The 26,627-nt window shown below is 59.5% G+C and carries 25 protein-coding genes, 2 tRNA genes and 1 pseudogene; 15 read left to right on the top strand and 13 right to left on the bottom strand.

Annotated elements, in window-relative coordinates; translation table 11 throughout:
* The first annotated feature begins 24 nt into the window (after positions 1-24).
* Together I8E17_RS13930 and I8E17_RS13925 are read left to right on the top strand one after the other, a co-directional pair.
* Positions 25-1,173: an efflux RND transporter periplasmic adaptor subunit gene (locus I8E17_RS13930; protein ID WP_219511441.1), complete on the top strand. Its 1,149-nt coding sequence runs from the start codon at positions 25-27 to the stop codon at positions 1,171-1,173.
* 22 nt (positions 1,174-1,195) lie between these two features.
* Positions 1,196-4,354, top strand: a complete 3,159-nt coding sequence (locus I8E17_RS13925; protein WP_069615932.1) for an efflux RND transporter permease subunit — start codon at positions 1,196-1,198, stop codon at positions 4,352-4,354.
* A gap of 56 nt (positions 4,355-4,410) precedes the next feature.
* Here the strand turns inward: I8E17_RS13925 and I8E17_RS13920 are convergent, their stop codons facing one another.
* The 5 genes from I8E17_RS13920 to I8E17_RS13900 all read right to left on the bottom strand — a co-directional run bounded on the left by I8E17_RS13920 (position 4,411) and on the right by I8E17_RS13900 (position 9,222).
* Positions 4,411-5,154, bottom strand: a complete 744-nt coding sequence (locus I8E17_RS13920; RefSeq protein ID WP_069616020.1) for a metallophosphoesterase family protein — start codon at positions 5,152-5,154, stop codon at positions 4,411-4,413.
* 233 nt (positions 5,155-5,387) lie between these two features.
* A complete protein-coding gene (locus I8E17_RS13915) occupies positions 5,388-5,861 on the bottom strand; it encodes a VOC family protein (protein WP_069615933.1) in 474 nt (157 codons plus the stop codon).
* Positions 5,862-5,967: 106 nt separating this feature from the next.
* Positions 5,968-6,981: a 4-hydroxythreonine-4-phosphate dehydrogenase PdxA gene (gene pdxA / locus I8E17_RS13910; protein ID WP_069615934.1), complete on the bottom strand. Its 1,014-nt coding sequence runs from the start codon at positions 6,979-6,981 to the stop codon at positions 5,968-5,970.
* The gene (locus tag I8E17_RS13905) at positions 6,978-8,162 is read right to left on the bottom strand and encodes a four-carbon acid sugar kinase family protein (protein ID WP_069615935.1); all 1,185 of its coding nucleotides are present in this window, start codon (positions 8,160-8,162) and stop codon (positions 6,978-6,980) included. Before I8E17_RS13905 ends, pdxA begins: the two co-directional genes overlap by 4 nt.
* Positions 8,163-8,370: 208 nt before the next feature.
* Positions 8,371-9,222: an oxidoreductase gene (locus I8E17_RS13900; protein ID WP_113367023.1), complete on the bottom strand. Its 852-nt coding sequence runs from the start codon at positions 9,220-9,222 to the stop codon at positions 8,371-8,373.
* 182 nt (positions 9,223-9,404) lie between these two features.
* Here I8E17_RS13900 and I8E17_RS13895 point away from each other — a divergent pair, with 182 nt between their 5' ends.
* Complete coding sequence (locus I8E17_RS13895; RefSeq protein WP_069615937.1) at positions 9,405-10,283, top strand: AraC family transcriptional regulator; 879 nt, start codon at positions 9,405-9,407, stop codon at positions 10,281-10,283.
* A gap of 118 nt (positions 10,284-10,401) precedes the next feature.
* Positions 10,402-10,749, top strand: a complete 348-nt coding sequence (locus tag I8E17_RS13890; protein ID WP_069615938.1) for a CAP-Gly domain protein — start codon at positions 10,402-10,404, stop codon at positions 10,747-10,749.
* 28 nt (positions 10,750-10,777) lie between these two features.
* Here the strand turns inward: I8E17_RS13890 and I8E17_RS13885 are convergent, their stop codons facing one another.
* The 8 genes and pseudogenes from I8E17_RS13885 to I8E17_RS13850 all read right to left on the bottom strand — a co-directional run bounded on the left by I8E17_RS13885 (position 10,778) and on the right by I8E17_RS13850 (position 17,684).
* Positions 10,778-11,842 (bottom strand): D-alanine--D-alanine ligase family protein, encoded by a 1,065-nt coding sequence (locus I8E17_RS13885; protein ID WP_069615939.1) that lies wholly within the window; start codon positions 11,840-11,842, stop codon positions 10,778-10,780.
* 126 nt (positions 11,843-11,968) lie between these two features.
* Positions 11,969-12,799 (bottom strand): hypothetical protein, encoded by an 831-nt coding sequence (locus I8E17_RS13880; protein ID WP_069615940.1) that lies wholly within the window; start codon positions 12,797-12,799, stop codon positions 11,969-11,971.
* Positions 12,800-12,986: 187 nt separating this feature from the next.
* Positions 12,987-13,139: pseudogene (locus tag I8E17_RS13875) on the bottom strand (D-alanine--D-alanine ligase A); the annotation flags it as partial.
* A gap of 129 nt (positions 13,140-13,268) precedes the next feature.
* On the bottom strand, positions 13,269-14,888 hold the full coding sequence (locus I8E17_RS13870; protein WP_113367024.1) for an IS66 family transposase: 1,620 nt from the start codon (positions 14,886-14,888) through the stop codon (positions 13,269-13,271).
* A 75-nt stretch (positions 14,889-14,963) separates the two neighbouring features.
* Positions 14,964-15,308, bottom strand: a complete 345-nt coding sequence (gene tnpB / locus I8E17_RS13865; RefSeq protein WP_069611408.1) for an IS66 family insertion sequence element accessory protein TnpB — start codon at positions 15,306-15,308, stop codon at positions 14,964-14,966.
* Positions 15,305-15,691 carry a transposase gene (locus I8E17_RS13860; protein WP_069611409.1) on the bottom strand — a complete coding sequence of 129 codons (387 nt, stop codon included), beginning with the start codon at positions 15,689-15,691 and terminating at the stop codon, positions 15,305-15,307. Before I8E17_RS13860 ends, tnpB begins: the two co-directional genes overlap by 4 nt.
* Before the next feature lie 139 nt (positions 15,692-15,830).
* Entirely contained in the window at positions 15,831-17,366 is a 1,536-nt protein-coding gene (locus tag I8E17_RS13855; RefSeq protein WP_069615941.1) for an ATP-binding protein, read from the bottom strand.
* 243 nt (positions 17,367-17,609) lie between these two features.
* Positions 17,610-17,684: transfer RNA gene (locus tag I8E17_RS13850), tRNA-Thr, on the bottom strand.
* A gap of 195 nt (positions 17,685-17,879) precedes the next feature.
* Here I8E17_RS13850 and I8E17_RS13845 point away from each other — a divergent pair.
* The 11 genes from I8E17_RS13845 (at position 17,880) to I8E17_RS13795 (ending at position 26,609) form a co-directional block, all read left to right on the top strand.
* Positions 17,880-18,125, top strand: coding sequence for a hypothetical protein (locus I8E17_RS13845; RefSeq protein WP_069616021.1), 246 nt, complete (start codon positions 17,880-17,882; stop codon positions 18,123-18,125).
* 141 nt (positions 18,126-18,266) lie between these two features.
* Positions 18,267-19,559 (top strand): UDP-N-acetylglucosamine 1-carboxyvinyltransferase, encoded by a 1,293-nt coding sequence (murA, locus tag I8E17_RS13840; protein WP_069615942.1) that lies wholly within the window; start codon positions 18,267-18,269, stop codon positions 19,557-19,559.
* Between the two features lie 437 nt (positions 19,560-19,996).
* Complete coding sequence (locus I8E17_RS13835; protein WP_069615943.1) at positions 19,997-20,440, top strand: DUF2948 family protein; 444 nt, start codon at positions 19,997-19,999, stop codon at positions 20,438-20,440.
* Between the two features lie 58 nt (positions 20,441-20,498).
* Positions 20,499-21,797, top strand: a complete 1,299-nt coding sequence (gene hisD, locus I8E17_RS13830) for a histidinol dehydrogenase (protein ID WP_069615944.1) — start codon at positions 20,499-20,501, stop codon at positions 21,795-21,797.
* A gap of 3 nt (positions 21,798-21,800) precedes the next feature.
* Positions 21,801-22,274: a UPF0262 family protein gene (locus tag I8E17_RS13825; RefSeq protein WP_069615945.1), complete on the top strand. Its 474-nt coding sequence runs from the start codon at positions 21,801-21,803 to the stop codon at positions 22,272-22,274.
* Between the two features lie 5 nt (positions 22,275-22,279).
* Positions 22,280-22,762, top strand: coding sequence for a low molecular weight phosphatase family protein (locus I8E17_RS13820; RefSeq protein WP_069615946.1), 483 nt, complete (start codon positions 22,280-22,282; stop codon positions 22,760-22,762).
* A gap of 142 nt (positions 22,763-22,904) precedes the next feature.
* Positions 22,905-23,123, top strand: a complete 219-nt coding sequence (infA, locus tag I8E17_RS13815) for a translation initiation factor IF-1 (protein ID WP_004117876.1) — start codon at positions 22,905-22,907, stop codon at positions 23,121-23,123.
* 90 nt (positions 23,124-23,213) lie between these two features.
* On the top strand, positions 23,214-23,834 hold the full coding sequence (locus I8E17_RS13810) for a Maf-like protein (RefSeq protein ID WP_069615947.1): 621 nt from the start codon (positions 23,214-23,216) through the stop codon (positions 23,832-23,834).
* Positions 23,835-23,839: 5 nt separating this feature from the next.
* Positions 23,840-24,055, top strand: coding sequence for a DNA gyrase inhibitor YacG (yacG, locus tag I8E17_RS13805; protein ID WP_069615948.1), 216 nt, complete (start codon positions 23,840-23,842; stop codon positions 24,053-24,055).
* A gap of 195 nt (positions 24,056-24,250) precedes the next feature.
* Positions 24,251-24,326 (top strand) — tRNA-Phe (locus I8E17_RS13800).
* A 336-nt stretch (positions 24,327-24,662) separates the two neighbouring features.
* A complete protein-coding gene (locus I8E17_RS13795; RefSeq protein ID WP_069615949.1) occupies positions 24,663-26,609 on the top strand; it encodes a PrkA family serine protein kinase in 1,947 nt (648 codons plus the stop codon).
* Positions 26,610-26,627 lie beyond the last annotated feature (18 nt).

The raw sequence follows: 26,627 nt of genomic DNA, 5'->3' as shown, positions 1-26,627 counted from the left end.
TTTGTTCGATTTTAGGAGAGCGACATGGTTTCGCTGACGACCAACACTTTACGGACCATTGCCGGTGCGGCTCTCTTTGCCGCTTACGGGCTTGGGCTTACGGGCTGCAATGAGAAGAAGGAGGAGATGGCGGAGGTGGTCCGGCCGGTGAAGGTCGTTGAAATCGTCCAGGCAGACACGACGCGCAAGCTTGATTATTCCGGCGCCGTTCGTGCGCGGACGGAGATGAACCTGGGCTTTCGCGTCAATGGCAAGATCGTCGAACGCAAGGTGGATATCGGCCAGAGGGTAAAACCCGGCGATGTGATCGCCCGCATGGATGCCACCGACTATATTCTCGCCGTGCGCCGTTCGCAGGCCGATCTGGATGCGGCCGAAAAGCAGGTGCAGACGACCGAGCTTGCCCGAACGCGTGCACAGACGCTCTTTAACAAGAATGTCACCTCCAAGTCGCAGCTCGAGCAGGCGGAGCTTTCCCATGAGCAGGCCGTTTCGGCGCGCGATTCCGCGGCGTCGGCATTGACCGAGGCGAAGAATCAGGTCGCCTATGCCGACCTGACCTCCGACATGAATGGTATCGTGACCGCAATCAATGCCGATGTCGGCCAGGTGGTCAGTTCCGGCACACCCGTCATCACCGTTGCCGTCGACGGCGAGAAGGAAGTGCAGGTCGCCGTCCCGGAAATGGACATCGCCCAGTTCAAGGTCGGCAAGGACGTCAAGGCGCGCTTCTGGTCCGATGCGGCCCTCGTTCTGGATGGAAAGGTGCGGGAAGTGTCAGGGAGTGCCGATCAGTCGCGCACGTTTGCGGTGCGTGTGAGCGTGCCGAACGATCCGCGCGTCCTGCTCGGCATGACCGCGACGATCGAGGCGCTTGCCGACAATACGCAGCCCTATGTTTCCATTCCGCTGAGCGCGCTTGCGCAGAGGGATGGGCAGCAGATCGTCTGGCTTGTCGACCGCAGTGCCGGCACCGTGCATTCCCGGACGATCAAGGTCGCGGACTTTTCCGATGACGGCGTGCGCGTGGCCGATGGCCTCAAGACCGGCGATGTGGTCGTTGCAGCCGGCACCCAGTTCATGAGCGAAAACATGAAGGTCAAGCTTCCGAGCGGGGGCGCTCAGCAGGCCTCCGCAGACACCAAAGCCGCTTCGGCGGATATCGTACGCTGATCCGGATAGAGGGGACGACGTCATGTCCATCAACAGCACCTCTGGCGAGAGGAAGCGTTTCAATCTGTCGCGTTGGGCGATCGCCCATCCAAGTATCGCGCGGTTCCTGTTCGGGCTCATCATCATCGCCGGGGCGCTCGGCCTGACCCATATGGGTCAGAAGGAAGATCCGGATTTCACCTTCCGCGTCATGGTCGTGCAGACCGTCTGGCCCGGCGCCTCGCTGCAGGACATGGAAGACCAGGTGGTCAACAAGATCGAGCGCAAGCTCCAGGAAACGCCGCATCTCGATTGGGTCAAATCCTATACCCGCGCCGGCTTTGCCATCACCACCATCCAGATCAAGGGCGACACCAACACCGCCGAGGTGAAGGACGCCTTCTACCAGATCCGCAAGAAGGTCGGCGATATCGGCAACGAGCTGCCGTCCGGCCTGCTCGGTCCCTATTTCAACGATGAATTCGGCGATACCTTCATCACGCTGCATTCGATCAGCGGCGACGGCTACACCTATCCGGAGCTGAAGAAATTCGCCATCCAGGCCCGTGACATGCTGCTTTCGACGCCCGGCGTCGAGAAGGCCACCATCATCGGCGATCAGGCAGAGCAGATCTATATCGACGTCTCCTCCAAGGTTCTGGCGGAGCGTGGGCTGACGCTCAACGACCTGAAGAACGCCATCGTCGGCCAGAACAACGTCGATCCGGCCGGCAATGTCGATACCAGCACGCGCTCGGTGCGCATCTCGGTCGAGGGTGACGTCAACAAGATCGAGGATATCAAGAACCTGCGGCTCAATGCCGGCGGCCAGGTGACTCGTCTCGGCGATATCGCTACCGTCACCGCCGGTCTGCAGGATCCGTATACGGCCAAGTTCCTCTACAATGGCCATCCGAGCGTGCAACTCGGGGTCGTCATGGCTCCAGGCTTCAAGGTGACCGATGTCGGCAAGTCGGTTGAGGAAACCTACAAGCGCTTCGAAGCCTCGCTGCCGGTCGGCGTTCAGGTCGATCAGATCGCCAATCAGCCTGATGTCGTCACCGACGCGATCAGCGAATTCATGCACGCGCTCGGCGAAGCTCTCATCATCGTGCTTGTGGTTTCGTTCCTGTCGATCGGCTGGCGTTCCGGCCTCGTGATCGCCATTGCCATTCCGCTGGTGCTGGCCGCGACCTTCGCCATCATGTACGAGTTCGGCATCGACCTGCAGCGCATTTCGCTCGGCGCGCTCATCATCGCGCTTGGCCTACTGGTCGACGACGCCATGATCGTGGTCGAACTCATGGAGCGCAAACTGGAGGAGGGGCTTGTAAAGCTCGATGCGGCCAGCTTCGCCTATTCCTCGACCGCCTTCCCGATGCTGACGGGCACGCTGATCACCACAGCCGGCTTCATCCCGGTGGGCTTTGCAGCGTCGACGGCAGGCGAATATGTCCGCACGCTGTTCTATGTCGTCGGCATCGCGCTCGTCGTCTCCTGGTTCGTGGCCGTGTATTTCACGCCATGGCTCGGCTACATGATCCTCAAGCAGCGTCACCATGCCGGCGAGCATCATGATGTGTTCGACACGCGCTTCTACCGCCGCCTGCACTCCTCGGTCGCCTGGGCCGTACGCCACCGCGTCATCGTTCTGCTGCTGACGCTCGCCGCCTTCGTCGGCAGCCTCTGGTCCTTCCAGTTCATTCCGCAGAACTTCTTCCCGCAGTCGTCGCGTCCGGAAATTCTCGTCGATCTCTGGCTGCCTGAGGGCACCAGCATCAAGGAGGTCGAGCGCCAGGCTCAAGCGCTGGAAGGCCGCATGGCCGACGATCCGGACAAGCGCTTCATCGCCACCTATGTCGGGCAGGGCGCGCCGCGCTTCTTCCTGCCGCTCGATCAGCAGCTCACCAACCCGAACTATGCCCAGATGCTTGTCATGGCCAAGGACGAGCCGGCACGCGAGCGGCTGATTGCCAAGATGCGCGGCATCCTGGCGGCGGATTTCCCCTCCGTCCGTGGCAAGGTCGACCGCCTGTTCCTCGGCCCGCCCACAGGCTGGCCCGTGCAGCTGCGCGTCATGGGTCCGGACCGGCAGGAGGTTCGCCGTATTGCCGACCAGGTGAAGCAGCGCTTCACCCAAAACCCGCTGCTCGGCGCCATCCATGACGACTGGCTCGAGCCGGTGCCTGCGATGAAGCTGGTGATCGATCAGGATCGCGCCCGCGCTCTCGGCGTCACCTCGCAGCGCATCCGCCAGATGCTGCAGGCCTCGATGTCCGGCTTCACGCTCGACAATTATCGCGAGGGTGAGGAAACCGTCGGGATCGTTGCCCGCGAGCCGGAGGCAAGCCGTCATCTGCTGACCTCGGTAAACTCGGTCTATATTCCCACAGACTCCGGTGGGTTCGTGCCGCTGTCGCAGGTCGCCAAGATCGTGCCCGTCATGGAGCAGAGCATCGAATGGCGCCGCGATCGTCTGCCGACCATCTCAGTGCGGGCAACCTTGCCTGATAACGTGCAGTCGAACGACGTGACGGCCAAGCTCTACAACGATATGGCTGATCTGAGGAACAGCCTGCCGGCCGGCTACAAGATCGAGATCCAGGGCGGCGCCGAAGACAGTGCTGAAAGCCAGGCCTCGATCGCCGCCAAGGCGCCGATCATGCTCGTCATCATCGTCGTGCTCCTGATGGCGCAGCTGCAGCACTTCGGCAAGGCGATGCTGGTGCTGGCGACCGGCCCGCTCGGCATTATCGGTGCGGCAGGGGCTCTGCTCATCAGCGGTGCACCCTTCGGTTTCGTCGCGATCCTCGGCGTCATCGCTCTGCTCGGCATCATCATCCGCAACTCGATCATCCTCGTCGACCAGATCGACCAGGATATCGCGGCGGGCATGGAGCGGAAGGAGGCGATCATCGGCTCGGCCGTACGTCGTTTCCGGCCGATCATGCTGACGGCGCTGACGGCCGTGCTGGCGTTGATACCGATCTCGCGCGGCGTCTTCTGGGGGCCGCTCGCCTACGCCATGATGGGCGGCATTCTGGTTGCGACCGTGCTGACGATCTTCGTCCTGCCCGCCGGCTATGCCTTGTTCTTCGGCCGCGAGCCCAAGAGCAAGTCGGTCGAGCCGCCGGCCAAGGAGCAGGCCGATGAGGAGGAGCGGAATACGGTCCAGCTGCCACCGGCCGTGGCGGCGGAATAACAGGCCTGAAAGAAACAAATATCCCGGCTTTGCGCCGGGATATTTGTTTGAACCGTTCAGATCAATGGCAGGATCGTCGGTTTACCTTCGGCGATCTTGAGGATGGTCAGAGTTCCGCCCATGGAAACGGCCGTATCGATACCGATGCGGCTGAGACCAAAGACGGGATGCGAACCTGGTGTGTGGCCGTGGACCACCAGCAGCGGCAATTGCGGTCCGCCCGACAGGAACGGCTCACGAATCCACATCAGATCTTCATCCGTCTGCTCACGGAGGGGAAGGCCGGGTATGATGCCGGCATGGACGAAGAGTGTCGAGCCGAAAGTAACAGCTATAGCCAGCGAACGCAGCAGGTCGACATGCGCTGCCGGCATCGCCTTGAGCGTGATGTCGCGCAACTCCGCGACGCTATAGCCCAGGTCGAAAAGCATATGTCTGGCATCGATGCCATAGGATGCGAGCGTCGGCAAAGCACCGAACTCCAGCCAATGGATGTTGCCATCGGGATCGTCCAGAAAGCGCAGGAACACGTCGTCATGATTGCCGCAAAGCGCATAGCGATCAAAGCCTTCAGGCGGCGGCGCGCTGAGATGCGCCAGGACATCGCTGGAACGTGGGCCGCGATCGACATAATCGCCGAGAAACAGCAGAAGCTTTCGGCCGGGAAGGGTGCGCGCATCCGCGATGATGCGCCGTTCGGCCTCCATCATCTCATCATAACAGCCATGGATGTCGCTGAGCGCATAGATCGCCGTGTAATCACGTCCGGTGAGATCGATGCGGTCTCGTTGATGCTGCATGAAATCGACCGTTTCCTGCCGGGTCGCGCCTGAATGGCCGCTGCAGTCCAATTGCTTGACATGGTGTCGAGAAACCCGCCTTCGGCGAGCCTGTATGGGACGGTATTCCAAGCATCGATCCGCCGCAAGTCTTGCGGGCATAGGCATTGGTCTGAACCGTTGAATTTTCAGCAAGATTCAGCATCATCTTTGGGAGGTCACGACTTATGCAACCTCCCGAATGGCTATAATGCTCAGCCGCGATAGGCGGCTTCCAGCCCGGCAATGTCGAGCTTGACCATGCTCATCAGAGCTCGCATGACGCGGGCAGCCTTTTCCGGATCGGGATCGGCGATATACTTGCCGAGTATGGTCGGCACGACCTGCCAGGAGACGCCGTAGCGGTCAGTCACCCAACCGCATTCCACGGGTGCGCCGCCATCGCAAAGCCCGTCCCAGAGACGATCGACTTCGGCCTGATCGACACAATCGATTTCCAGCGAAATCGCGTGGTTGAATTCGATGCGGCTGCCGCCGTTCAGCGCCATGAAGCGTTGGCCGGCAAGCGTGAAGTTAACGACCAGAACCTCGTCGGGCTTACCTGCCGGTGTATCGACAATGTTCTTCTGCACGTGATCGATCCTGGAATCCGGGAAAAGCGAGACATAGAAATTCGCTGCTTCCTCCGCTTCCCGTGCAAACCATAGGCATGGGGCAATCTTGGACATCGGGTGCTCCTCTCTCGTTGGGTACCCCAAGGACGAAAGAGGAATGGCAACGCCGACAGAGGTGCGGAAATTCCTCGACAATCACGAGCAGGCTGAAACCAAAGCGTCAGCCGGCCGCCAACCTCTCCGCGAATTCGATCGCCTCGATCAGGCTACGCTCATTGGCAATGCCCTTGCCGGCAATGTCGAAGGCGGTGCCGTGATCGACCGAGGTGCGTACGATCGGTAGGCCGAGCGTGATGTTGACGCCGGAAAGGTCAGTCCATTTGCCCGTCGCCGGATCGATCTCGAAGCCGAGCAGCTTGACCGGGATATGGCCCTGATCGTGATACATGGCGATGACTGCGTCATACTGGCCAGCGCGCAGCTTGACGAAAACCGTATCGCCGGGAACGGGGCCGACGATATCGAGCCCGTCGGACACCGCCTTGGCGATGGTCGGCGCGGAGATATCAATATCTTGCCGGCCAAAGAGGCCGCCTTCGCCGGCATGCGGATTGAGCGCCGCCACCGCGATCTTCGGGCTCGGCATGCCGAGATTTCTGAGCGCCTTGTGCGTGAGGTTGATGACGAGCCGCAGCCGCTCGGGCGTCAGGCGCTTCGGCACATCCTCCAGCGCGACATGGGTGGTGACGTGGCTGACGCGCATATTGCCATGGGCGAGCATCATCACGGAGCCGCGCGCGCCTGTCAGTTCGGCCAAAAGCTCGGTATGGCCGGCATAGTGGAAGCCGGCCCTGTTCAGCGCTTCCTTGTTCAGTGGCGCGGTGACGATGCCGCCGACCTTGCCTGACAGCGCCAGCTCAACGCCCTTTTCGATCGCCTTGAAGGCCATGCGCCCGCCATCGGCGGAAAGCCGGCCCGGCAGGATCGGTTCTCCCTCGGCATCGGCCTGGATGAAGCAGAGGTTCGGCCAGTCGTCTTCCATCTCAGCTTCGGGGATTTCGATATCAAGGCCAAGCTGCTTTTCGGCAAGCCGCAGGGCGGCGCCGCTGCCGATTATTGTAAGTTTAAGCTTACCTTCGTCGAGCCTGCCCTTCAAGCGGGCGGCAGCCTTGACGATAATTTCCGGACCGATACCGGCGGGGTCGCCCATGGTGATCGCCAGATGTTGCGTCATGGTTCTTCTCCTCCGGCAATCAGCCCGTTTTCACTCAAGAGATCGCGCCATAGGGTCGGGCCGCCGAATGCGCCTGATTTGGAGATGACCGTCGTGCCTTGCCAAGGGCCGCCGACGATTGTCGAGCGCGGCAGGCCGGGTGCTGCCTGGCCGGTGATGCTGAGGGCTGACACATCGAGCGCCGAACAGAGATTGCGCAGGGTCTCGCCGCCCGCGACGATCAATGTTCCTGGGGCGGGCAGTGCCTTGACCATGCCGCCGAAGCTCGCCGCGATCCGCCTTGCAGCATCATCGCGTTCAAGCCCCGTCGGCAGGTCGAGGCTGACCATGGCGACGCCGCTTTGCCGGATTTGATGATCGATAGTATCGGCATCAGCGCCTTCGCCAAGCTTCAGCCAATTGGGGCCACAGGCCTGGAGCTGCGCCAGCGTGATTGGCTGATCCGAGCCGAACAGGCCAAGTACCGGCCTTTGCAGCTTGCGAGAGATGGGCACCGATGGCGCCGGATGGTGCTCGCCTTTGTCATTTTTGGCGCGGAGCAGATGGTGAGTCGCCAGCTCGATATTGCGTGCGAGAGCGCGGGCAAGGCCGCCGGTGCCGCTCCAAAGGACCGGTCCCTTCAGTTCAGATGAGACCCATGCAATGATGGCATCCAGATCGTCATCCGTATGCGCATCGAAAACATGGATGCCATCCGGAATCGGCTTGCCTTCGAGCCCATCGAGTGGCGTGTTGAAAGCCGGCAAACCCTCGGCTCGCAAATGGGTGACGAGATCGCCGCTGATGTCGCGCCAGGCGTCCTTGCCGGCATAAAGCACTTGCCGGCCGCCGCGTGTATGCCGCCCGTGATGCGGAAAGGCCGGCGCGAGAATGCAATGGCGCCAGTGGCCGAGCCGAAAACAGGCTGCAAGCTCCACCGCCCAGGGCCCCCGAAACAGGCTGTCCACCTTCTTGAAGGCGAGATCGGCGCCCTGCAGCAACGGCGCGATGCCGCCGACGATCACTTCTGCTTTGGCGGCCGTCTTCTCGCGGGTACCGCTGTCGATCGCGAGACAATCCGGCAGGTTCTCGGAAAGCGCATCGCTGCGCTCCACGTCGATCGGCCCGTAGACGCCGACGAATTCGACGGCGGTATCGAGTGCGCCGGTCAGGTCGTCGGCAATGAGGCGGAGGGTGGGCATGAACTCAACGAGCCTTGCGGGTATCGGATATGAAGCAAGGCCTTACGGCTGCTTGAACGAAGCGCAATCTTCAGCCTTCCCTGGGCCTTGTCAACGGTTGCTTTGTCACCGTTTCATTGGATAGGTATTGTGACATTCGTCGTGTTCTCGTAGGCGCGTAATCGGGTGCCGCCGGCCACGGTGCGCGATGCTCCCGCCTGCGAGAAAGTCAGTCCTTCCGCGAGTCAGGAAAGTCGGCACTCAGCGTAACGTCCTTCCAGGCATCAAAATTCGCCTTGAGCGCTTCGAGGCGCTTGTGGGCGATATCGAGTGCCGGAGCGCCCAGCAGCAAGCGAAGCGGCGGCACCTCGGCTTCGACCGCCTTTATGATGGCGGCCGCGGCACGCGAGGGGTCACCCGGCTGATTGCCGGAGGATGCTTTCGTGGATTGGCGGCGTTTTCCGGCGGTGTCGTCATAATCCTCGATTCGGATCGGGGATTCGACCATCGAGCTCCCGGCCCAATTGGTGCGAAACGCGCCCGGCTCGACAATCGTCACCTTCACGCCAAGTGGCGCAACCTCATAGGATAGGGATTCCGAGATCGCTTCCACGGCAAACTTCGTCGCGTGATAATAGCCGGTGGCAGCGAATGCGACCAGGCCGCCCAACGAGGAGATGTTGACGACATGGCCTTTCCTGCGGGCGCGCATGCCGGGCAATACTTCCTTGGTGACATTGATGAGACCGAATAGATTCGTTTCGAACTGCTTGCGCACGCCCTCATCGTCGCCTTCCTCGATGGCGGCGAGATAACCATAACCGGCATTGTTGACGAGCACGTCGATCCGGCCGAAAGCGGCGATGGCACCGGCCACTGCCGTACGGATCGTGGAGATGTCGGTGACGTCGACGCGGAGTGCCAGAGCGCGCGCCTCGTGCTCGGCGATAAGGGCCTTCAGCCGCTCAGGCTGTCTTGCCGTCACGACCGCCCGCCAACCGCGCTCAAGCACGGATTTTGCAAGCTCAAATCCGAGGCCCGCGGAGGATCCGGTGATAAACCATACAGGTGTGTCGTTCATGGTCTGCTCCTTTGTTTGCATGTTTTGGCAGCCTTCTGTCGAAGGATCGCCTTGAGCAAAACTAGGAGCGACTGGCATCCAAGCGTTAGGGCAGAAGGACCAGAGTTTCATACGATCCTTCCAATTTTGCCTGTTGGCGATATCATGTGCAGGAAATGCCGCCATCATCGAAAGCCGGATTTATGGACCCTTCGACACAGCTGCGAGAGCTGATCAGCCGCCACGCCGCCGTTCCGAAGCAGGCAACCGAAGTACAGGGGCTGACGCTTTATAGAGTTGAGCAGCCGACGCTGCCGACGGATACCGTCTACAGTCCGAGAATCTGCATGGTATTGCAGGGGACTAAGACGATTCGGCTCGGAGAGCGGGTTTTCAGCGTCGATTCCTCGCAATATTTCATTGCGACGGTCAATCTGCCGGTGTCTGCGCGGATCGAGCAGGCCGATCCGGCGAGCCCGCACCTGGCGCTCTCCTTCGAACTGGAGAGGGAGGAAATCGCAAAGCTTCTCGCAAAGGCTCCAGTGGCCCCTGTGGTGGAGCCTCATGATCACACCGGAATTGCGGTGTGGCAGCAGACGCCGGAGATCGTGAGCGCCGCATTGCGCCTTGTCTCCTGCCTGGACGCGCCTGACGATATCGAGGTAATGGCAAAGCTTGCCAAGCTTGAGCTCTATTACCGGCTGCTGCGCGGTGAGCTCGGTCCTATGCTGCGGCAGCTTGCCACGCAGGGAACGAATCTGGCGCAGATCGGCCGTGTCACCGACTGGATCAAGGGCCATTTCGCCGAGGCCATGAGCATCGGCAAGCTGGCCGACATGGCGGGAATGAGCCCGACATCGCTGCATCGGCATTTCAAGGCCGTGACATTGATGACGCCGTTGCAATATCGGGCGCTCATCCGGCTGCAGGAAGCACGTCGCCGGCTGCTTCTTCGCGAGGGCAATGCACGGGAGATCGGATTTGAGGTCGGCTATGACAGCCAGACGCAGTTCACGCGTGAATACCGCAAATTGTTCGGCCGGCCGCCGGCGACGGGTGCAGCTTTTTTCAGCGGCAGATGAACTTGACTCGCCGGATGATTGTTCTGGAGAGTGAAGCGCACCGCGTTTGCCGATATCTGGCCATGTTCCTGCCCTAGCGGCAGTAGCCATAATGTTTCGTCGCCTTAAGGAGGGCAGGGTGAGCTACGATTTTCATGTGGGCCAGAAGGTCGTCTGCATCGACGATACGTTCAAGCATGTCAGCATCGATCAGCTGATCCGCAAGGGAACGATCTACACCATCCGCTGGGTCGGCGAATATACGCATTATGTCGACGGCACCTTCATCGGCGTGAAGCTGGAGGAGATCCATCGCGGCAATGATGACGGGCCGGAAGGCTATGGCGCCGCCGACATGCCCTATCGCGCCAGCCGCTTCCGCCCGCTGGTGAAGGACAAGATCGCCTCGCTCAGAAAGCTGCTCGCGCCGACACCGGATGCGCCCGCCGAGCCGAAGGTGAAGACCAAGAAAAAGGAAAAGGTCTGAAGGACAGGGGTGGCCTCGCCCCCATGAATTAGGCCTGCCGAGCCCGCGCCAGACCGTGTTCGATCAGGCGGCTGACGAGCTCCGGATAGGAAATGCCCGAGGCGCCCATGGCCTTAGGATACATGCTGATATTGGTGAAGCCGGGCATGGTGTTGATCTCGTTGATGACAACGCTGCCATCCGGCCGCACAAAGAAATCGACGCGCGCCAGCCCTTCGCATCCGAGCGCGCGAAAGCCATCCGCCGCCATGCGCTTCAGCGCCTCTGCCGTCTCAGCCGGAATATCCGCCGGCACGGTGACGACGGCGCCGTTCTGATCGAGATATTTCGCCTCGTAGGAGTAGAGCTCGTACGTTGCCGATGTCGCGATCTCGCCCGGCACGGAAACGAAGAGCGAGCCGTCAGGCTCTTCCAGCACGGCGCATTCGATCTCGCGGGCGCGCACGAATTCTTCCACCAGCACCTTGCGGTCATGCCGGAAGGCCTCGGCCAGCGCGCTCTCGAAGGCTTTGGCATCCTGCACCTTGCTGACGCCGACCGACGAGCCCTGGCGCGTCGGCTTGACGAAGACGGGCGAGCCGAGCGTGCTCACGATCTCATTGAAATCAGGCTTGTCGCCGCGCGTCAGCGTAACCGAGCGCGCCACCGGCAGGCCGGCCTCGCGCAGCAGGCGCTTTGCCATGTCCTTGTCGATCGCATTGGCCGAGCCCAGAATGCCGCAGCCGACGATGGGCAGCCCGACGATCTGGGCAAGGCCCTGAATGGAGCCATCCTCGCCGTTCAGCCCGTGCAGCACCGGAAAAAGCACGTCGACCGCAGGCAGCTCGCGCGCGCCGGCACCGTCCAGCGCCATCAGCCGGCCCTTGCCGCCCGGAATCAGGCAGACTTGCCGGCCCTCATAGGCAATCGGCTCCGGCAGCGCGCCGCCCTTTTCCTCCACCAGCAGCCAGCGTCCGGCGCGATCGATCAGGATCGGCACGATCTCATATCTGCCGCCATCGATCGCCTTGACGACATTGCGGGCCGACATGACGGAAACCTCATGCTCGCTGGACTGACCGCCAAACAGAACGGCGACGCGTAGTTTCGACATTGAGGCTTTTCTCCCGGGCCAAAGAGGATGTGATGGGAGAAGGGTTTAAACGGGAGATTGCAGCGGAATTGGGGAGGGATGACGTGTGCTGTCACAAGAACAGATTTGTACCGGCCGAAGGTCGCATCATGTCAGGGCGCGCAGCTCCCCATCCGCATTGTCCAATTTGGGGAAGGGCAGAGCCTGATCGAAGACCGGCCACAATTCGTTGAGGAGGATTTTCGTTGCGCCATCGAAGTGGTTTAGACCAAGTGGCACCGGGAAGTGCAGAATGAAATCAATACCTGCAAGGTCGCTACAGAAGGTGGTCTCGATCGGATTAAGATTATCGTACAGCAGGACGATGCCGACGTTTCGCGGTTGGTAGTTCCGCGCAAGCTCGACGAGATCGATCTGCAAGGGGGCGTAGGTGTCAATATAGTCCTTTGCGAGCACGATGGGATCCTGTCCAAGCCGCGCACCCTGCCAGCGGCTTTCCAGTGTCGTCCTTTCGATGCGGGCGAACAGGTCAGGCCGAAAGCCGGTCTGGGGATTGATCGCGAAAGAGAGAATCGTGGCGTCGCTGCCGCCGTGCTTAAGCCGTTGATCCAGCAGCAACCCCATTCTGATCGCCGCGTATCCGCCGGCGCTGGAGCCAATCATTTTGATCGCCGCAATGTCATGTTCGACGATGTAACGCATAAGGACGTCGAGAATGCGGTCCTGATGCTCAAGATACCAGGAGCCCTTCTCTTCCACGAACCAGATGGCATGCGCATCGTAGCGGATGACTTTTCGATAATTCTGGAATTTTGTTCCGAAGGGCCTGCCGGGCTGTTTGCCGGGGCGGTTCTCCACGCCGTAGGAATTGAAATAGACGATCAGGTTGTTGGAGCGATTTTGCCGGACAACCGAAAGCAGTTCTCCCTTTTGCGGAGCCGTCGTCTCAAAAATTGCTCGAAGTCCTCCGCCAATCATGATCGAATTTCACCCTCGGCCACAACGAATCTGATTGGTGTATTATGGCGCAAACGCCAAGTTCAGGTAACGAGCAATCTTACGCTGCAGCTTGAAGGATTAAGAGATTTCCGAAGGAAAACTGCTGCTGCTGGAGATTTGAACTCCCGGCTTTTCCCTTGCCAAGGCAGTGCTACCCTTCCAGCGCCAGGAGCCGGTGCCCGGCGCGATCGATCACGATCGGCACGATCTCATATCTGCCGCCATCGATCGCCTTGACGACATTGCGGGCCGACATGACGGAAACCTCATGCTCGCTGGACTGACCGCCAAACAGAACGGCGACGCGTAGTTTCGACATTGAGGCTTTTCTCCCGGGCCAGGATGGGTGTGATGGGAGAAGGGTTTGAACGGGAGGTTGCGGCGGAATTGGGGAGGGGGCTGGGTCGCGATAGTGTAAAGAGGTACGCCTCGTGCTAAAGGTAAGCGGTTAGCTGATGGCGTCAGGCCTGAAGTTCCATGGCATAAGCGCCTCGAGCTCGGATACTGGCCAGCCTTGAGCGATGCGGGTCAATGTCTGGGAGAGCCAGTCGAGCGGATCGACGCCATTTATTTTGGCTGTCTGCAAGAGGGTGGCGACCGTCGCCCAGGTGCGTCCACCACCCTCGCTGCCGGCGAATAGACTGTTCTTTCTCGTAATTGTTTGGGGCCTGATCGCGCGCTCGACGACATTGGAGTCGATTTCGATCCGGCCGTCCGTCAGGAAGCGCTCCAGTGCTTCGCGCCGGGTGAGCGCGTAGCGGATTGCTTCGGCGGTCTTGGACTTGCCAGAGACCTTGCCCAGTTCCTTCTCCCAAAGATCAAAGAGGCCGGAGACGATGGTTGCAGATTTTTCCCGACGCAGCACGGAACGGCTGTCGGCATCTCGACCGCGGACATCATCCTCGATGCGCCACAGCTCGGTCATCGCGATGATCGTGTGCGTTGCAGCCTTCGAGACTCCGCTGATGTGAAGGTCGTAAAACTTGCGGCGTAGGTGCGCCCAGCACCCTGCGAGTTGGATCGTTTCATTGCTGCCGGCTTTGGCACGCGTCTTGGCGAGATTGGTATAGGCCGAGTAGCCGTCGACCTGCAGAATACCGCTGTATCCGGCGAGATGACGTGCCACGCAATCAGCGCCCCTGCTGTCCTCAAAACGATAGGCCACCATTGGCGGACTGGTTCCGCCATAGGGGCGATCATCGCGAGCATAAGCCCAAAGCCAGGCCTTCGTCGTTTTCCCCGAACCGGGCGCAAGAGTGGGTAAGGTGGTTTCGTCGGCGAAGATCCTTTCGCCCTCCTTGACGCGCTCGAGGATGTAATCGGCGCATATCTGCAGCTCGAAGCCCAGATGCCCCATCCACTGGGCCATCAACGATCGGCTGATCTCGACACCGTCGCGTAGATAGATTGCCTCCTGCCGGTAAAGCGGAAGGCCGTCGGCGTATTTGGAGACGGCGATATAGGCGAGCAGCCGCTCCGTCGGCAGGCCGCTTTCGATGATGTGTGCCGGTGCCAACGCCTGGAGCACGCCATCGTTGCCCCGGAAGGCATATTTGGGGCGACGCGTCACGATGACCCTGAACTTCGGTGGCACGACATCCAGTCGTTCGGAGCGATCCTCACCGATCAGGACCTTTTCCAGCCCCTCGCAGCCGGCAGGGATCTCCGGCTCGATCACTTCCTCTATGCGTTCGAGATGAGCGGCAAAACTCTTGCGCGGACGTGGTGCTCGTTTCGGCTTTTCCTTGGCCGCGCGATCGAGCTCGCTCTGGATCGCCGAAAGGCCGGTCTCAACTTCCTCGAAAGCAAAGGAGACCTGCTCGTCGTTGATGCCAAGGCGCAGCCGCTCGGAACGGGTGCCATGTTGGGTGCGCTGCAGAACCTTCAAGATCGATGTGAGGTTGGCAATCCGCTCGTTGGCGCTCTTCTCCATCGCCTCCAGCCGGGCGATCTCAGCTTCAGCGGCCTTCAGTCGGGCTTCTTTCGCAGCCTGCTCGCGCGCCATCGCGAGGACCATCGCTTTCAGCGCGTCAATGTCGTCCGGCAAGTCGTGAGGGGGCAAATCCATGGGAATGAGTAGAGCACAAAAACCGCCGTTTTCCCAACCATTACAGCGGCATGATTCATCTTGCCGCAGGCCCTGTCAGCCCGTCAACAAGGGCCGCCGGACCTTGGCCGGGCGGATCTTTTTCCAATCCATTCCGGCTAGCAACGCCATCAGCTGAGAATGGTCCAGACGTATCCGTGCCGCCGATATGCCCGGCCAGCAGAAGCCTTGATCTTCCAGGGTTTTCGAATAGAGGCAGACACCACTGCCATCCCACCAGACAATACGAATACGATCGGCCCGTTTCGACCGGAAGACGTAAAGCGCGCCATTGAAGGGATCGAGGCCGCCATCCCGCACCAGCGCCATCAAAGAGACGGCCCCCTTGCGGAAGTCGACCGGCTGGCACGACACATAAACCACCACACCGGAGGCGATCATGCCTTGCGAGCCGCCCGTAAAACCCTCACCAGATGATCAGGGTCGAACTCGCCGCCAACGCGCACCACCATATCCGCAATGACAATATCTACCGAGCCGCTTCTCATCGTATCAACGCGCGCGAACTTGATCTCCTTGCCCATTCCCTCCGTCAGGGGCGCAACAACTCCCGATGCCAGTGCCTTGCGACGCCACCCATAAAGCTGCGAGGGATCCAAGCCTTCAGACCGGGCAATCGCCGAGACATTGGCTCCAGGCTGCAACGTCGCGGCCACGATCCGCGCCTTCTCATCATCCGACCAGTCACGCGGCTTGCGTCGTCTTCGGACGGGCTCTGCCGTCAAAACCTCAAAGGTTCGAGGGTGATTCACACTGTCGCTCATGGAATTCTCCGCATGACTCATGCAGAAAATCGCCGATCAGCAGTCCGAAAGATACGTGGGGTGGCCTACGCGCTTACTGCTAAAGACCGTCTAAAGGCTTCAGTTTTAGTTAGAAGTGACTAGCCAATATATTGATTCATTACTGCTTTTTTTGAGCTAGCCGATAGTGCGCACTGGGATCACGGTCCTTGGTGGTTACAAAGTCAAGAATTCCGCGTTTCGCAAGTCTATGGAGCCTATTTTTTGCTGTATGCCAATCGGCGGTGCTAAGTATTCTAAGAGCTTGGCTCACGTTAATTTTATGATTTTCCGCAAGATAGTTAATAATTTTTCGCTCTTCGAGGTCAAGAGAAAAAGAAATTGCTTCTCCAAGTATCTTATAAGCTTCACTATCCAGTGTATTTGTTCGATTTACAACATCGTTATACATTGTAGCCGTTACGCTAGAAGGAGATTCAAGATAAGATATTGGTGGCAGCTTCGCATTTTGCAGTTCGCGTCTTATCCGCTTCGTTCCTTCGCTAATGCAGCGAACCTCACCGTATTCACGGAGTACGAACATCAAGAATGGATTTCGAGGCTTATGGATAAAATTATCCGGGTTTATTGACGGCATAAACGTTCCCGGATTTGATATTACTAGACGATCATCAAAGAGTTTGACGAAGATGGGTTGCGTCTTTGCGTGGTAGGACCGGTGCACGCATGCGTTTACCAGCAATTCATACCAAGCGTCGTGTGGATATTCCGGCACACTGTAGAATTTGCCATGCCTGAACTCAGTAAATTCGCGAAGATTTGCGTCAATTGTTGCAGCTGCATCTTTGATGACATCCAAAAGGGATCCTTGGATCATACGGTCTTTAATTACATTGTATTCCTTGCCTGATTTCTCCTCATTTCCAACATAACGAAGGAAATGAACATACGAGCCCGGGAAAACCTGTTGAGGATCCTTTGCAAACATTAATGCGCAAACGTTATTTGGAACGAATTTTCCTTCTCTAACTTTCCCAAGCCGCATTGCTTCAAGAATATCGATACGGTCAATTTCGTCAGAACCATCACGTGCATCGCGAACGGTTTTAACAAACCTGTCGATGATATTTTGTCGGAAATCATCTGGCCATTCGAGAGGGCAAGGCTCAAGCTCAAATGCACGTTCGCCCTTGTTAATCCGGACTTCTTGTTTTTCCGCGTCCGTTAGCTTCCTAGATCGGTCAGACTCGCGACAATAAGCATCGCCATTTGTAAGTTCTACGAGTTTGTCGTCAACAAAATAGACTCTAACAAGAATGATGAAGTCCTCTTCACCGTTCTTGTTTCTCACAGCCACTCTTCGTGTTTTGAAGCGACCGCCGGCACAATGATCGCGGCCGAAAAACTCAAGGTTTTGGATTTTTTCGTTTGAGAGTGATTTGCAGCCGGTGACGGCACCATCATTTTCTATTCCGATGGCTACAACGCCGCCCTCGACCGCGGGACCGTTGCCAAAAGCCGACAGGCAGATAGCAAAAACCTCCGCTTTGGCTCGCGCAGACTTCCGTTCGAATCGCGTATTCTCAGGCTGTTCCGTTATGAACTTCCAATCTTCGCTATCAAAAATCTGCTCAGGCTTAATTAAAGCATCGACCGTTGGTCTTTCTAAGATCTCAAGAAAACTAAGTTGCGTCATTGTGAAATAATTGAAATGCTCGAGGCGTCTCGAGCTTCTTGTTTATTGCTAGGAAATTGAGATTCTATCATCTCACCCTTGAGGTGATTCCTCAAATGACTCGCAGTTCGCGCGTTCTGCATCGGTTATCATCCGCACCTATCAGTCGATACTAAGAAGCTAGCCTTTAATGGGCGCAACTGGAAGGACCTTATCTGTGTACAGGTCAAGATGGTGGACGTAGGTTGATGAATTACGCAAAACTGGTGCTGCTAGAGAGATTTGAACTCTCGGCCTCTCCCTTACCAAGGGAGTGCTCTACCCCTGAGCTATAGCAGCATTCCGTGGCGCCACATGGGTGCGCCGTATTGGGCGAGGCGGCTATTGCCATAGGTCGGGGCGGAGTGCAAGCCGCAAATTGCAAGTTCTGTGAAAGTTCGTTGGAAAAAATGTGTCGGTCTTTTGAAGGCCGGGGTTTTCGGCTATCAGAAATTCATGGCTGCGGACAAGACGAAAATCGATGAAGGGCAGGCTTTGCAGGGCGGTTCCAAGTCTAGTGGGGTCGGCGGCGAGGCGGGCGCGCGGGCGGATGCCAGGCAGGTCACGGAGGCGGACCGGCGGCGCGAGCGTGCGGCGCAGAAGCTGCGGGAGAATCTGGCGCGGCGCAAGCAGCAGGTCAGGGCGCGGCGCGCCGGTCAGGCGGACGAGACGGATGGGCTGCCGGGCGCAAAGCCTGGGGATAGTGCCGATTCCGCCGCAAAAAGGGACGAATCGCAATGATTGATGTCGCCCATCATCAATCGAATTGATGCGTTAATCTATTTCGTCTAAAGAGCGCCTTTTACCAGGTGCACGAAACCTGGCGCCTGACATTGGCGCCCGGAACTATCAGGAAAGGCGGGCCTCGCCCGTATTGCTTATATGGATCGTATCAGGATTGTCGGCGGCAATGAGCTCAACGGTATCATTCCGATCTCCGGCGCCAAGAATGCCGCCCTGCCGCTGATGATCGCCTCGCTGCTGACAAGCGATACCCTGACCCTCGAAAACGTGCCGCATCTCGCCGATGTCGAGCTTTTGATGCGCATCCTCGGCAATCACGGCGTCGATGTCGCCGTCAATGGCCGGCGCGAGCGCCAGGAAGACGGCTATTCCCGCACGATCCATTTCACCTGCCGCACCATCGTCGACACGACCGCGCCTTACGAGCTCGTCGCCAAGATGCGCGCGAGCTTCTGGGTCATCGGGCCGCTGCTTGCCCGCGAGGGTCAGGCGCGCGTCTCGCTGCCGGGCGGCTGCGCCATCGGCACGCGCCCGGTCGATCTCTTCATTGAGGGCTTGCAGGCGCTCGGCGCTACCATGGAAATCGACGGCGGCTATATCAATGCCACCGCGCCGAAGGGCGGCCTCATCGGCGCACGTTATGAATTCCCGAAGGTTTCCGTTGGTGCGACGCACGTGATGATGATGGCCGCCACGCTTGCCCGCGGCACCACGATCATCGGCAATGCCGCCCGCGAGCCCGAGATTGTCGATCTCGCCAATTGCCTGATCGCCATGGGCGCCAAGATTTCCGGCGCCGGCACCAGCACGATCACCATCGAGGGCGTCACCTCGCTCTCCGGCGCGCGCCACCGCGTGCTGCCCGACCGTATCGAGACCGGCACCTATGCGATGGCCGTTGCCATGGCCGGTGGCGACGTTACGCTTGAAAACACCGATGTCGCGCTGCTCGACACCGCGCTCGAAAGCCTGCGCCGGGCCGGCGCCACGGTTTCGCCGACCAATAACGGCATCCGCGTCATGCGCAATGGTGGCGGCATCCAGCCGGTCGACGTCGTCACCGATCCGTTCCCCGGCTTTCCGACCGACCTGCAGGCGCAGTTCATGGCGCTGATGACCCGCTCCTCGGGCGTCTCCAACATCACCGAGACGATCTTCGAAAACCGCTTCATGCATGTGCAGGAGCTCGCCCGCCTCGGCGCGAAGATTTCCCTTTCCGGCCAGACGGCCCGCGTCGAAGGCGTGCAGAAGCTGAAGGGCGCGCCCGTGATGGCGACCGATCTTCGCGCTTCCGTCTCGCTCGTGATTGCCGGCCTTGCCGCCGAAGGCGAGACGGTGGTGTCGCGCATCTATCACCTCGATCGCGGCTTCGAGCGGCTGGAAGACAAGCTGACGCGTTGCGGCGCCGTGGTCGAGCGCATCAGCGACTAAGGTTTATCGCGCCCCCCCGGCAATCGCATATGGTGGGATCATCCCCGGAAACTCCTTCTCCCCAGCGGGGAGAAGGTGGCCCGAAGGGTCGGATGAGGGGGCTGACTGATTTGAATTCACGAGTTTTCGTACTCCTGGCAGGCACCCCCTCATCCGCCTGACGGCAGCTTCTCCCCGAGGGGAGAAGGGGAGGCGGCAACGATTTCAGCTCATATGCGATTGTCCTGCCCCCGGGCAACACTCCGGTTTTTGCATGCCGCTGTCGCAAAAGCGCGACAGCATTTTGGATGATCGGGCTTATTTCCATCCGTCGGCGCGAAGAGAGCGGGCCACACCGCTTTCTTCGGTTGCGTCTTTTGCGCTCGCATCTTATGTCCACAGAAAGGGAACGCTGAAAACGGCGTTTTTCTCGTGGCGCGATCAGGGATAAAGGACGAATGAGCGATCTCAAGCTAATGGCACTCGACACCGAGGACCTGGATGTCATCTCTGCCTATATGCAGGATAGCGTCTTCAAGGTCGGCGACATGTCCTATGCGCCGAAGCAGGAGCAGTTTTCGCTCGCGGCCAACCGTTTCGTCTGGGAGCAATCGGACCAGCGCAGCAAGCCTTATGAACGCCATCGTTCCGCGCTGGTCTTCAAGCGCGTGCAGGCCGTGCGCTCCAGTGGCTTCGACCGGCGCAACCGCGACGAGGTTCTGTCGCTGCTTGCGATCCGCTTCGAGCGGAAGGGCGAGGGGCCGGACGGCACGATCGAGCTTGCCCTTGCCGCCAACGCCACGATTGCGCTCGATGTCGAGTGCATCGAGGCCCAGCTTGCGGATATCGGCGGGGCATGGGAAACGGCCCACAAGCCCCGACATCCCGACGCGGGCGAATAGGCAGCGACGGTTGGATTTTTGCCGCCGCGGGCGGCCGCAGTGAAAGAGGAATATCAGTTTGGCTATCTGGCTGGATCAGGCGTCGGAAGGGTTCGAGCAGCAGTTCGCCGCATTCCTGACGACCAAGCGGGAAGTGTCCGAGGATGTGAATGCCGTCGTGCGCGGCATCATCGACGATGTGCGGGCGCGCGGCGATGCCGCCCTTGCGGATTATTCCAAGAAGTTCGACGGCGTCGATTTCGCCGCAACGCCGATGCGCGTCAGCGAAGCGGAGATCGATGCGGCGATCGCGGCTGTTCCGGCCGAGGTCCTCGGCGCTCTGAAGGTCGCCGCCACCCGCATCGAATCGCATCACCGCCGGCAGCTGCCGAAGGACGATATCTATGAAGACGATCTCGGCGTTGGCCTCGGATCGCGCTGGACGGCGATCGAAGCGGTCGGTCTCTATGTGCCCGGCGGCACGGCGAGCTATCCGAGCTCGGTGCTGATGAATGCCGTGCCGGCCAAAGTCGCCGGCGTCGACCGCATCGTCATTGCCGTGCCGGCGACTGGCGGTGCCGTCAATCCGGCCGTGCTTGCCGCCGCGCGCATGGCCGGCGTCGAGGAGATCTATCGCATCGGCGGCGCGCAGGCGATTGCAGCCCTTGCCCACGGCACAGAGACGATCAAGCCGGTCTACAAGATCACCGGCCCCGGCAATGCCTATGTGGCGGCAGCCAAGCGCCAGGTGTTCGGCACCGTCGGCATCGACATGATTGCCGGCCCCTCCGAAGTGCTCGTCATCGCCGACAAGAACAACGATCCGGATTGGATCGCCGCCGATCTGCTGGCGCAGGCCGAGCATGACGAAAGTGCGCAATCAATCCTGATCACCGACGATGCCGAATTCGGCAGAGCCGTGGAAGCGGCGGTCGAGCGGCAGCTGAAGCAGCTCAGCCGCTCGCAGACGGCAGCAACCAGCTGGCGGGATTTCGGCGCGGTTATCCTGGTCTCCGATCTGAAGCAGGCCATTCCGCTTGCCAACCGCATCGCGGCCGAACATCTGGAGCTGGCGGTCGACGATCCCGAGCCGCTGCTTGCCGGTGTGCGCAATGCCGGCGCGATCTTCGTCGGTCGTCATACGCCCGAAGTGATCGGCGATTATGTCGGCGGCTCGAACCATGTGCTGCCGACAGCCCGCTCCGCGCGTTTCTCCTCCGGGCTGTCGGTACTCGATTTTGTCAAGCGCACCTCTATTCTCCGGCTGGGCTCCGAGCAGCTTCGCGCACTCGGGCCGGCGGCGATCGCGCTTGCCAATTCCGAGGGGCTGGATGCCCATGCGCGGTCGGTCGCGATCCGCCTCAATCTCGAGGGGTAAGGCATGGCGAAGGGGGTCTTCCGGCTGAGCGATGTGGTCCTGGATGACACGATCGGCCGCTCGACGCCCGATGTCGAGCACGAGCGCGCCGTCGCCATCTTTGACCTGATCGAAGAAAACAGTTTCGAGCCTGTGGGACATCAGGGCGGCCCCTATCTCCTGAACTTGTCGCTGGTCGACCAGAAGCTGGTCTTCGACATCCGCATGGAAGATGGCGGTGTTGTCGCTACCCATATTCTATCGCTGACGCCGTTTCGCCGGATCGTGAAGGATTATTTCATGATCTGCGAGAGTTATTACGAGGCGATCCGCTCGGCCACGCCAAGCCGTATCGAGGCGATCGACATGGGCCGGCGCGGCATTCACAACGAAGGCTCGCAGACGCTGATGGACCGGCTGAACGGCAAGATCAGCGTGGATTTCGATACGGCGCGGCGGCTGTTCACGCTCGTCTGCGTGCTCTATTGGCGCGGGTGACTGCCATGGACGAGCCGCAGGCGATCGAGCAGAATGGCAGGTCGCCCGGGGGCAAATCCCCTGGCGCCATCCTCTTCATGTGCGGCCTCAATGCCATTCGTTCGCCCATGGCCGAGGCGATCGCTCGGCAGATGCTGCCGCAGGGCACGTATATCGCCTCAGCGGGAGTGCGCGCCGGCGAGCGCAATCCCTTCGTCGACGTCGTGCTGGGCGAGATCGGACTTTCGCTCGGCCGCCGCCAACCACAGACCATGGAAGAGCTGGAGGACGATTTCTTCGATGTCATCATCACGCTGTCTCCCGAGGCGCATCATGCCGCGTTGGAGCTGACGCGGGCGAACGCTGTCGACGTCATCTATTGGCCGACGATGGACCCCTCCGCGACGGACGGAACACGCGATCAGGTTCTCGATGCCTATCGTGGGGTGCGGGACTATCTTTTGGGCCTGATCGAGAGCAGGCTGGTGGAACATCGCGGCTCGCTTTAGGGCCGCGAATGAAACAAATGCAGAAACCCTTATCAACGAGGTTCACAAAACCGCGGCGATTGTGTAGTTTCCGCGCAAATTTCCGGCGACCCAATCATTTTGTCATGGGCGCCGGCCTCAACCGACAGGAAAAGAAGCTTTAATGCCGAAAGAAGAAGTCCTCGAATTTCCCGGTGTCGTCACCGAACTCCTGCCGAACGCGACGTTTCGCGTGAAGCTGGAAAACGAGCACGAGATCATCGCCCACACGGCGGGCCGCATGCGCAAGAACCGCATCCGCGTTCTGGCCGGCGACAAGGTGCTGGTGGAAATGACCCCTTACGACCTGACCAAGGGCCGCATCACCTATCGTTTCAAGTAATCCGCCGTTCGCTGGAGCCGGGTGCCGCCGACATTTTCGGCATCATGCTCTGGAACCCGCTCTCATTCCCGCATGACAGGTCGAGATCTGATGGCGTTGAAACACAAGCTGATACTGGCCTCCGGATCGCCGCGTCGCGTCGAGCTCCTGCATCAGTCAGGCATCGAGCCCGCGCGTCTCATGCCCATGGATATCGATGAGACGCCGAAGAAATCGGAGCATCCGCGCTCGCTGGCGCGGCGGCTTTCGGCCGAGAAGGGTGATGCCGCCTTTGCGGCCATCAAGAGCGACGCCGCCTGGCAGGGAAGCTATATCCTTTCGGCCGACACGGTCGTCGCCGTCGGGCGGCGCATCCTGCCGAAGGCGGAATTCGTGGACGAGGCGGCTGCGGCGCTGCATCTGCTTTCAGGGCGCGGCCATGTGGTCTATACCGGGATTTGCCTGATCACGCCGGATCGCAAGGCCCGCCAGAAGGTCGTCGAGACCAAGGTTCGCTTCAAGCGTCTCTCCCGCCGTGATATCGACATGTATCTCGCCTCCGGCCAGTGGCGGGGCAAGGCGGGAGCCTATGGCATTCAGGGGCTTGCCGGCTCCTTCGTGCAGAAGCTTGTCGGTTCCTACACCAATGTCGTCGGATTGCCGCTTTATGAAACCATGCTGCTGCTGGCAGGCGAGGGCTTCGATGTCCATGCCGGATGGCAGGAAGGATAGTTGTCATGGCGAAGGCTGAAGAGATTAAGGTCGGTTCGAAAGTCGAGCCGCTGCGAAAGACGCGTCCCTGTCCGGAATGCGGTCGTCCTTCGCTGCGTGAACATTATCCCTTCTGCTCGGATCGCTGCCGCTCCGTCGATCTATCGCGGTGGCTCAACGGCTCCTACGCCATCCCCGTCACCGAGGACGAGACGAAGGCCGACGGCTCCGACCAGGACTGAGTGCGTTTTCCAAAGGGGCGGGATCTCACGAACCCTTTCATTTTGTTCGCGAATTGGCAAAATTCGATTTCCTGTCAAAAAAGAGTCATTTGCTGCTGGACATGGCCGAACAAGATGCTATAACCCCGCTCGCTTCCGGGGCGTACCAACCGCCCAGCGCCTGCCAAGGCTCTTCCTTTGACGCGAAGCTCGGATGCCCAGATAGCTCAGTTGGTAGAGCAGCGGATTGAAAATCCGCGTGTCGCTGGTTCGATTCCGGCTCTGGGCACCATCTTTTCTCCCCAATCATGCGGACAATGAAGCTTAACGCTGGCTTCGATCAATTCCTCGCCGAGATCGTGTATTTGGAAGAATACGCGACGGATGCGTTGACCGAGGTTGTATAGCTCATTACGTGTTGTGGATGATCGTAACCAACCTGTGGTTGCGTTTCATTAATTCGGTGCATGACCCCATCAAGATATTGATGACATTTGGAATCAAGCGTACGAATTATTGACAGATCACCTATTGATTCGTAGCGAGTCATACCGCACTTTAGATACAGCGGGATAAAGTGATCTCGTAAAAGCCGGCGTTAATTGCAATAGCAAGCTACCGAGGCGCCATGTTAAACAACGATGTTCTGTTCAACACGTTCGCCCGTACTTTTGAAGCACGGCGCGAAGTCGAGATGTCATTCTCAGAATACCTGGAAGCGTGCCGGGATGATCCGCTCATGTACGCAAATGCGGCTGAGCGGCTACTGGCAGCCATGGGCGAACCACTGCTGATCGATACGGCCAAGGATACAAGGCTTGGGCGTATTTTCATGAACCGGACCATCCGCACTTATCCGGCTTTTTCGGGCTTTTTCGGCATGGAAGAGACGATCGAACGCATCGTCGCCTTCTTCCGCCATGCGGCCCAGGGGCTGGAGGAGCGCAAGCAGATCCTCTATCTGCTCGGGCCCGTCGGCGGCGGCAAGTCATCCCTCGCCGAGCGGCTGAAATCATTGATGGAAGTTCATCCCATCTATGTGCTCAAGGCCGGAAACGAGCTTAGCCCTGTCTTCGAAAGCCCGCTCAGCCTGTTCGATCCCGTCACCATGGGGCCGATGATCGAGGAGCGCTATGGCATTCCGCGCCGGCGCTTGACCGGGCTCATGAGTCCCTGGTGCCTCAAGCGGCTGGAAGAGTTCGAAGGCGATATTTCCCGCTTCCGTGTCGTCAGGATGCAGCCCTCAAGGCTGCGGCAAATTGCCGTCGCCAAGACGGAACCGGGCGACGAGAACAACCAGGACATCTCCTCGCTGGTCGGCAAGGTGGATATCCGCAAGCTCGAAAGTCTCGCGCAGAACGATCCGGATGCCTACAGCTACTCCGGCGCATTGAACCGTGCCAACCAGGGCATTCTCGAATTCGTCGAAATGTTCAAGGCACCGATCAAGATGCTGCATCCGCTGCTGACGGCGACGCAGGAAGGCAATTACATCGGTACGGAAAATATCGGTGCGATACCCTTCTCCGGCATCATTTTGGCGCACTCGAATGAGTCGGAATGGCAGACATTCAAGGCCAACAAGAACAATGAGGCATTCATCGACCGCATCTGCGTGGTGAAAGTACCTTATTGCCTGCGGGTCACCGAAGAGCAGAAGATCTACGAGAAGCTGATCGAGGAGTCCGAACTCAGCGATGCGCCCTGCGCACCGTCGACGTTGGAGACGTTGGCCCGCTTCACGGTTCTGACGCGGCTGTCCAAGCACGAGAATTCGACCGCCTTCTCCAAACTTCGGGTCTATGACGGCGAGAGCCTGAAGGAGACCGATCCGAGAGCGCGCAGCGTGCAGGAATATCGTGACTCGGCCGGTGTCGACGAAGGCATGGATGGAGCCTCCACCCGTTTTGCCTTCAAAGTGCTGGCGGCGACCTTCAACTACGATACGACAGAAGTCGGTGCCGATCCGGTGCATCTGATGTACATGCTGGAGCAGGCAATCCGCCGCGAACAGCTGCCGCTTGAAACCGAAAAGCTCTATATTGAGTTTATCAAGAGCGAACTGGCGCCGCGCTATGCGGAGTTCATCGGCAACGAGATCCAGAAGGCCTATCTGGAATCCTATGCGGATTACGGACAGAACCTCTTCGATCGCTATGTCGACTATGCCGACGCCTGGATCGAGGATGTCGATTTCAAGGATCCGGATACCGGCCAGCTTCTCGACCGCGAGCTTTTGAACCAGGAGCTCACCAAGATCGAAAAGCCGGCAGGTATCGCCAATCCGAAGGACTTCCGCAACGAAGTGGTCAAGTTCTGCCTGCGGGCACGGGCGAGCCACGGTGGCAAGAACCCGTCCTGGACCAGCTATGAGAAGATCCGTGAAGTCATCGAAAAGCGGATGTTCTCTCAAGTCGAGGACCTTCTGCCCGTCATCTCGTTCGGCTCCAAGAAGGATGGCGAGACGGAGAAGAAACATGGCGAATTCGTCGAGCGGATGGTCGCGCGGGGTTACACCGAACGGCAGGTCCGGCGGCTTGTGGAATGGTACATGCGTGTGAAACAGGCGGGATGAGCCACCAAGGAAGAAGGA

Source organism: Rhizobium sp. AB2/73 (assembly GCF_020871915.1).
GTDB lineage: Bacteria > Pseudomonadota > Alphaproteobacteria > Rhizobiales > Rhizobiaceae > Rhizobium > Rhizobium dioscoreae.
The sequence above is the reverse complement of the archived record's forward strand: the minus strand, read 5'-3'. Positions and strand labels throughout refer to the sequence as shown.

What these genes read in the sequence shown, in the direction of transcription:
- I8E17_RS13930 (WP_219511441.1), top strand. Translation starts at nt 25, where the DNA reads ATGGTTTCGCTGACGACCAACACTTTACGGACCATTGCCGGTGCGGCT.
- I8E17_RS13925 (WP_069615932.1), top strand. Translation starts at nt 1,196, where the DNA reads ATGTCCATCAACAGCACCTCTGGCGAGAGGAAGCGTTTCAATCTGTCG.
- I8E17_RS13920 (WP_069616020.1), bottom strand. Translation starts at nt 5,154, where the DNA reads ATGCAGCATCAACGAGACCGCATCGATCTCACCGGACGTGATTACACG.
- I8E17_RS13915 (WP_069615933.1), bottom strand. Translation starts at nt 5,861, where the DNA reads ATGTCCAAGATTGCCCCATGCCTATGGTTTGCACGGGAAGCGGAGGAA.
- pdxA (WP_069615934.1), bottom strand. Translation starts at nt 6,981, where the DNA reads ATGACGCAACATCTGGCGATCACCATGGGCGACCCCGCCGGTATCGGT.
- I8E17_RS13905 (WP_069615935.1), bottom strand. Translation starts at nt 8,162, where the DNA reads ATGCCCACCCTCCGCCTCATTGCCGACGACCTGACCGGCGCACTCGAT.
- I8E17_RS13900 (WP_113367023.1), bottom strand. Translation starts at nt 9,222, where the DNA reads ATGAACGACACACCTGTATGGTTTATCACCGGATCCTCCGCGGGCCTC.
- I8E17_RS13895 (WP_069615937.1), top strand. Translation starts at nt 9,405, where the DNA reads ATGGACCCTTCGACACAGCTGCGAGAGCTGATCAGCCGCCACGCCGCC.
- I8E17_RS13885 (WP_069615939.1), bottom strand. Translation starts at nt 11,842, where the DNA reads ATGTCGAAACTACGCGTCGCCGTTCTGTTTGGCGGTCAGTCCAGCGAG.
- I8E17_RS13880 (WP_069615940.1), bottom strand. Translation starts at nt 12,799, where the DNA reads ATGATTGGCGGAGGACTTCGAGCAATTTTTGAGACGACGGCTCCGCAA.
- I8E17_RS13870 (WP_113367024.1), bottom strand. Translation starts at nt 14,888, where the DNA reads ATGGATTTGCCCCCTCACGACTTGCCGGACGACATTGACGCGCTGAAA.
- tnpB (WP_069611408.1), bottom strand. Translation starts at nt 15,308, where the DNA reads ATGATCGCCTCCGGTGTGGTGGTTTATGTGTCGTGCCAGCCGGTCGAC.
- I8E17_RS13860 (WP_069611409.1), bottom strand. Translation starts at nt 15,691, where the DNA reads ATGAGCGACAGTGTGAATCACCCTCGAACCTTTGAGGTTTTGACGGCA.
- I8E17_RS13855 (WP_069615941.1), bottom strand. Translation starts at nt 17,366, where the DNA reads ATGACGCAACTTAGTTTTCTTGAGATCTTAGAAAGACCAACGGTCGAT.
- murA (WP_069615942.1), top strand. Translation starts at nt 18,267, where the DNA reads ATGGATCGTATCAGGATTGTCGGCGGCAATGAGCTCAACGGTATCATT.
- I8E17_RS13835 (WP_069615943.1), top strand. Translation starts at nt 19,997, where the DNA reads ATGAGCGATCTCAAGCTAATGGCACTCGACACCGAGGACCTGGATGTC.
- I8E17_RS13825 (WP_069615945.1), top strand. Translation starts at nt 21,801, where the DNA reads ATGGCGAAGGGGGTCTTCCGGCTGAGCGATGTGGTCCTGGATGACACG.
- I8E17_RS13820 (WP_069615946.1), top strand. Translation starts at nt 22,280, where the DNA reads ATGGACGAGCCGCAGGCGATCGAGCAGAATGGCAGGTCGCCCGGGGGC.
- infA (WP_004117876.1), top strand. Translation starts at nt 22,905, where the DNA reads ATGCCGAAAGAAGAAGTCCTCGAATTTCCCGGTGTCGTCACCGAACTC.
- I8E17_RS13810 (WP_069615947.1), top strand. Translation starts at nt 23,214, where the DNA reads ATGGCGTTGAAACACAAGCTGATACTGGCCTCCGGATCGCCGCGTCGC.
- yacG (WP_069615948.1), top strand. Translation starts at nt 23,840, where the DNA reads ATGGCGAAGGCTGAAGAGATTAAGGTCGGTTCGAAAGTCGAGCCGCTG.
- I8E17_RS13795 (WP_069615949.1), top strand. Translation starts at nt 24,663, where the DNA reads ATGTTAAACAACGATGTTCTGTTCAACACGTTCGCCCGTACTTTTGAA.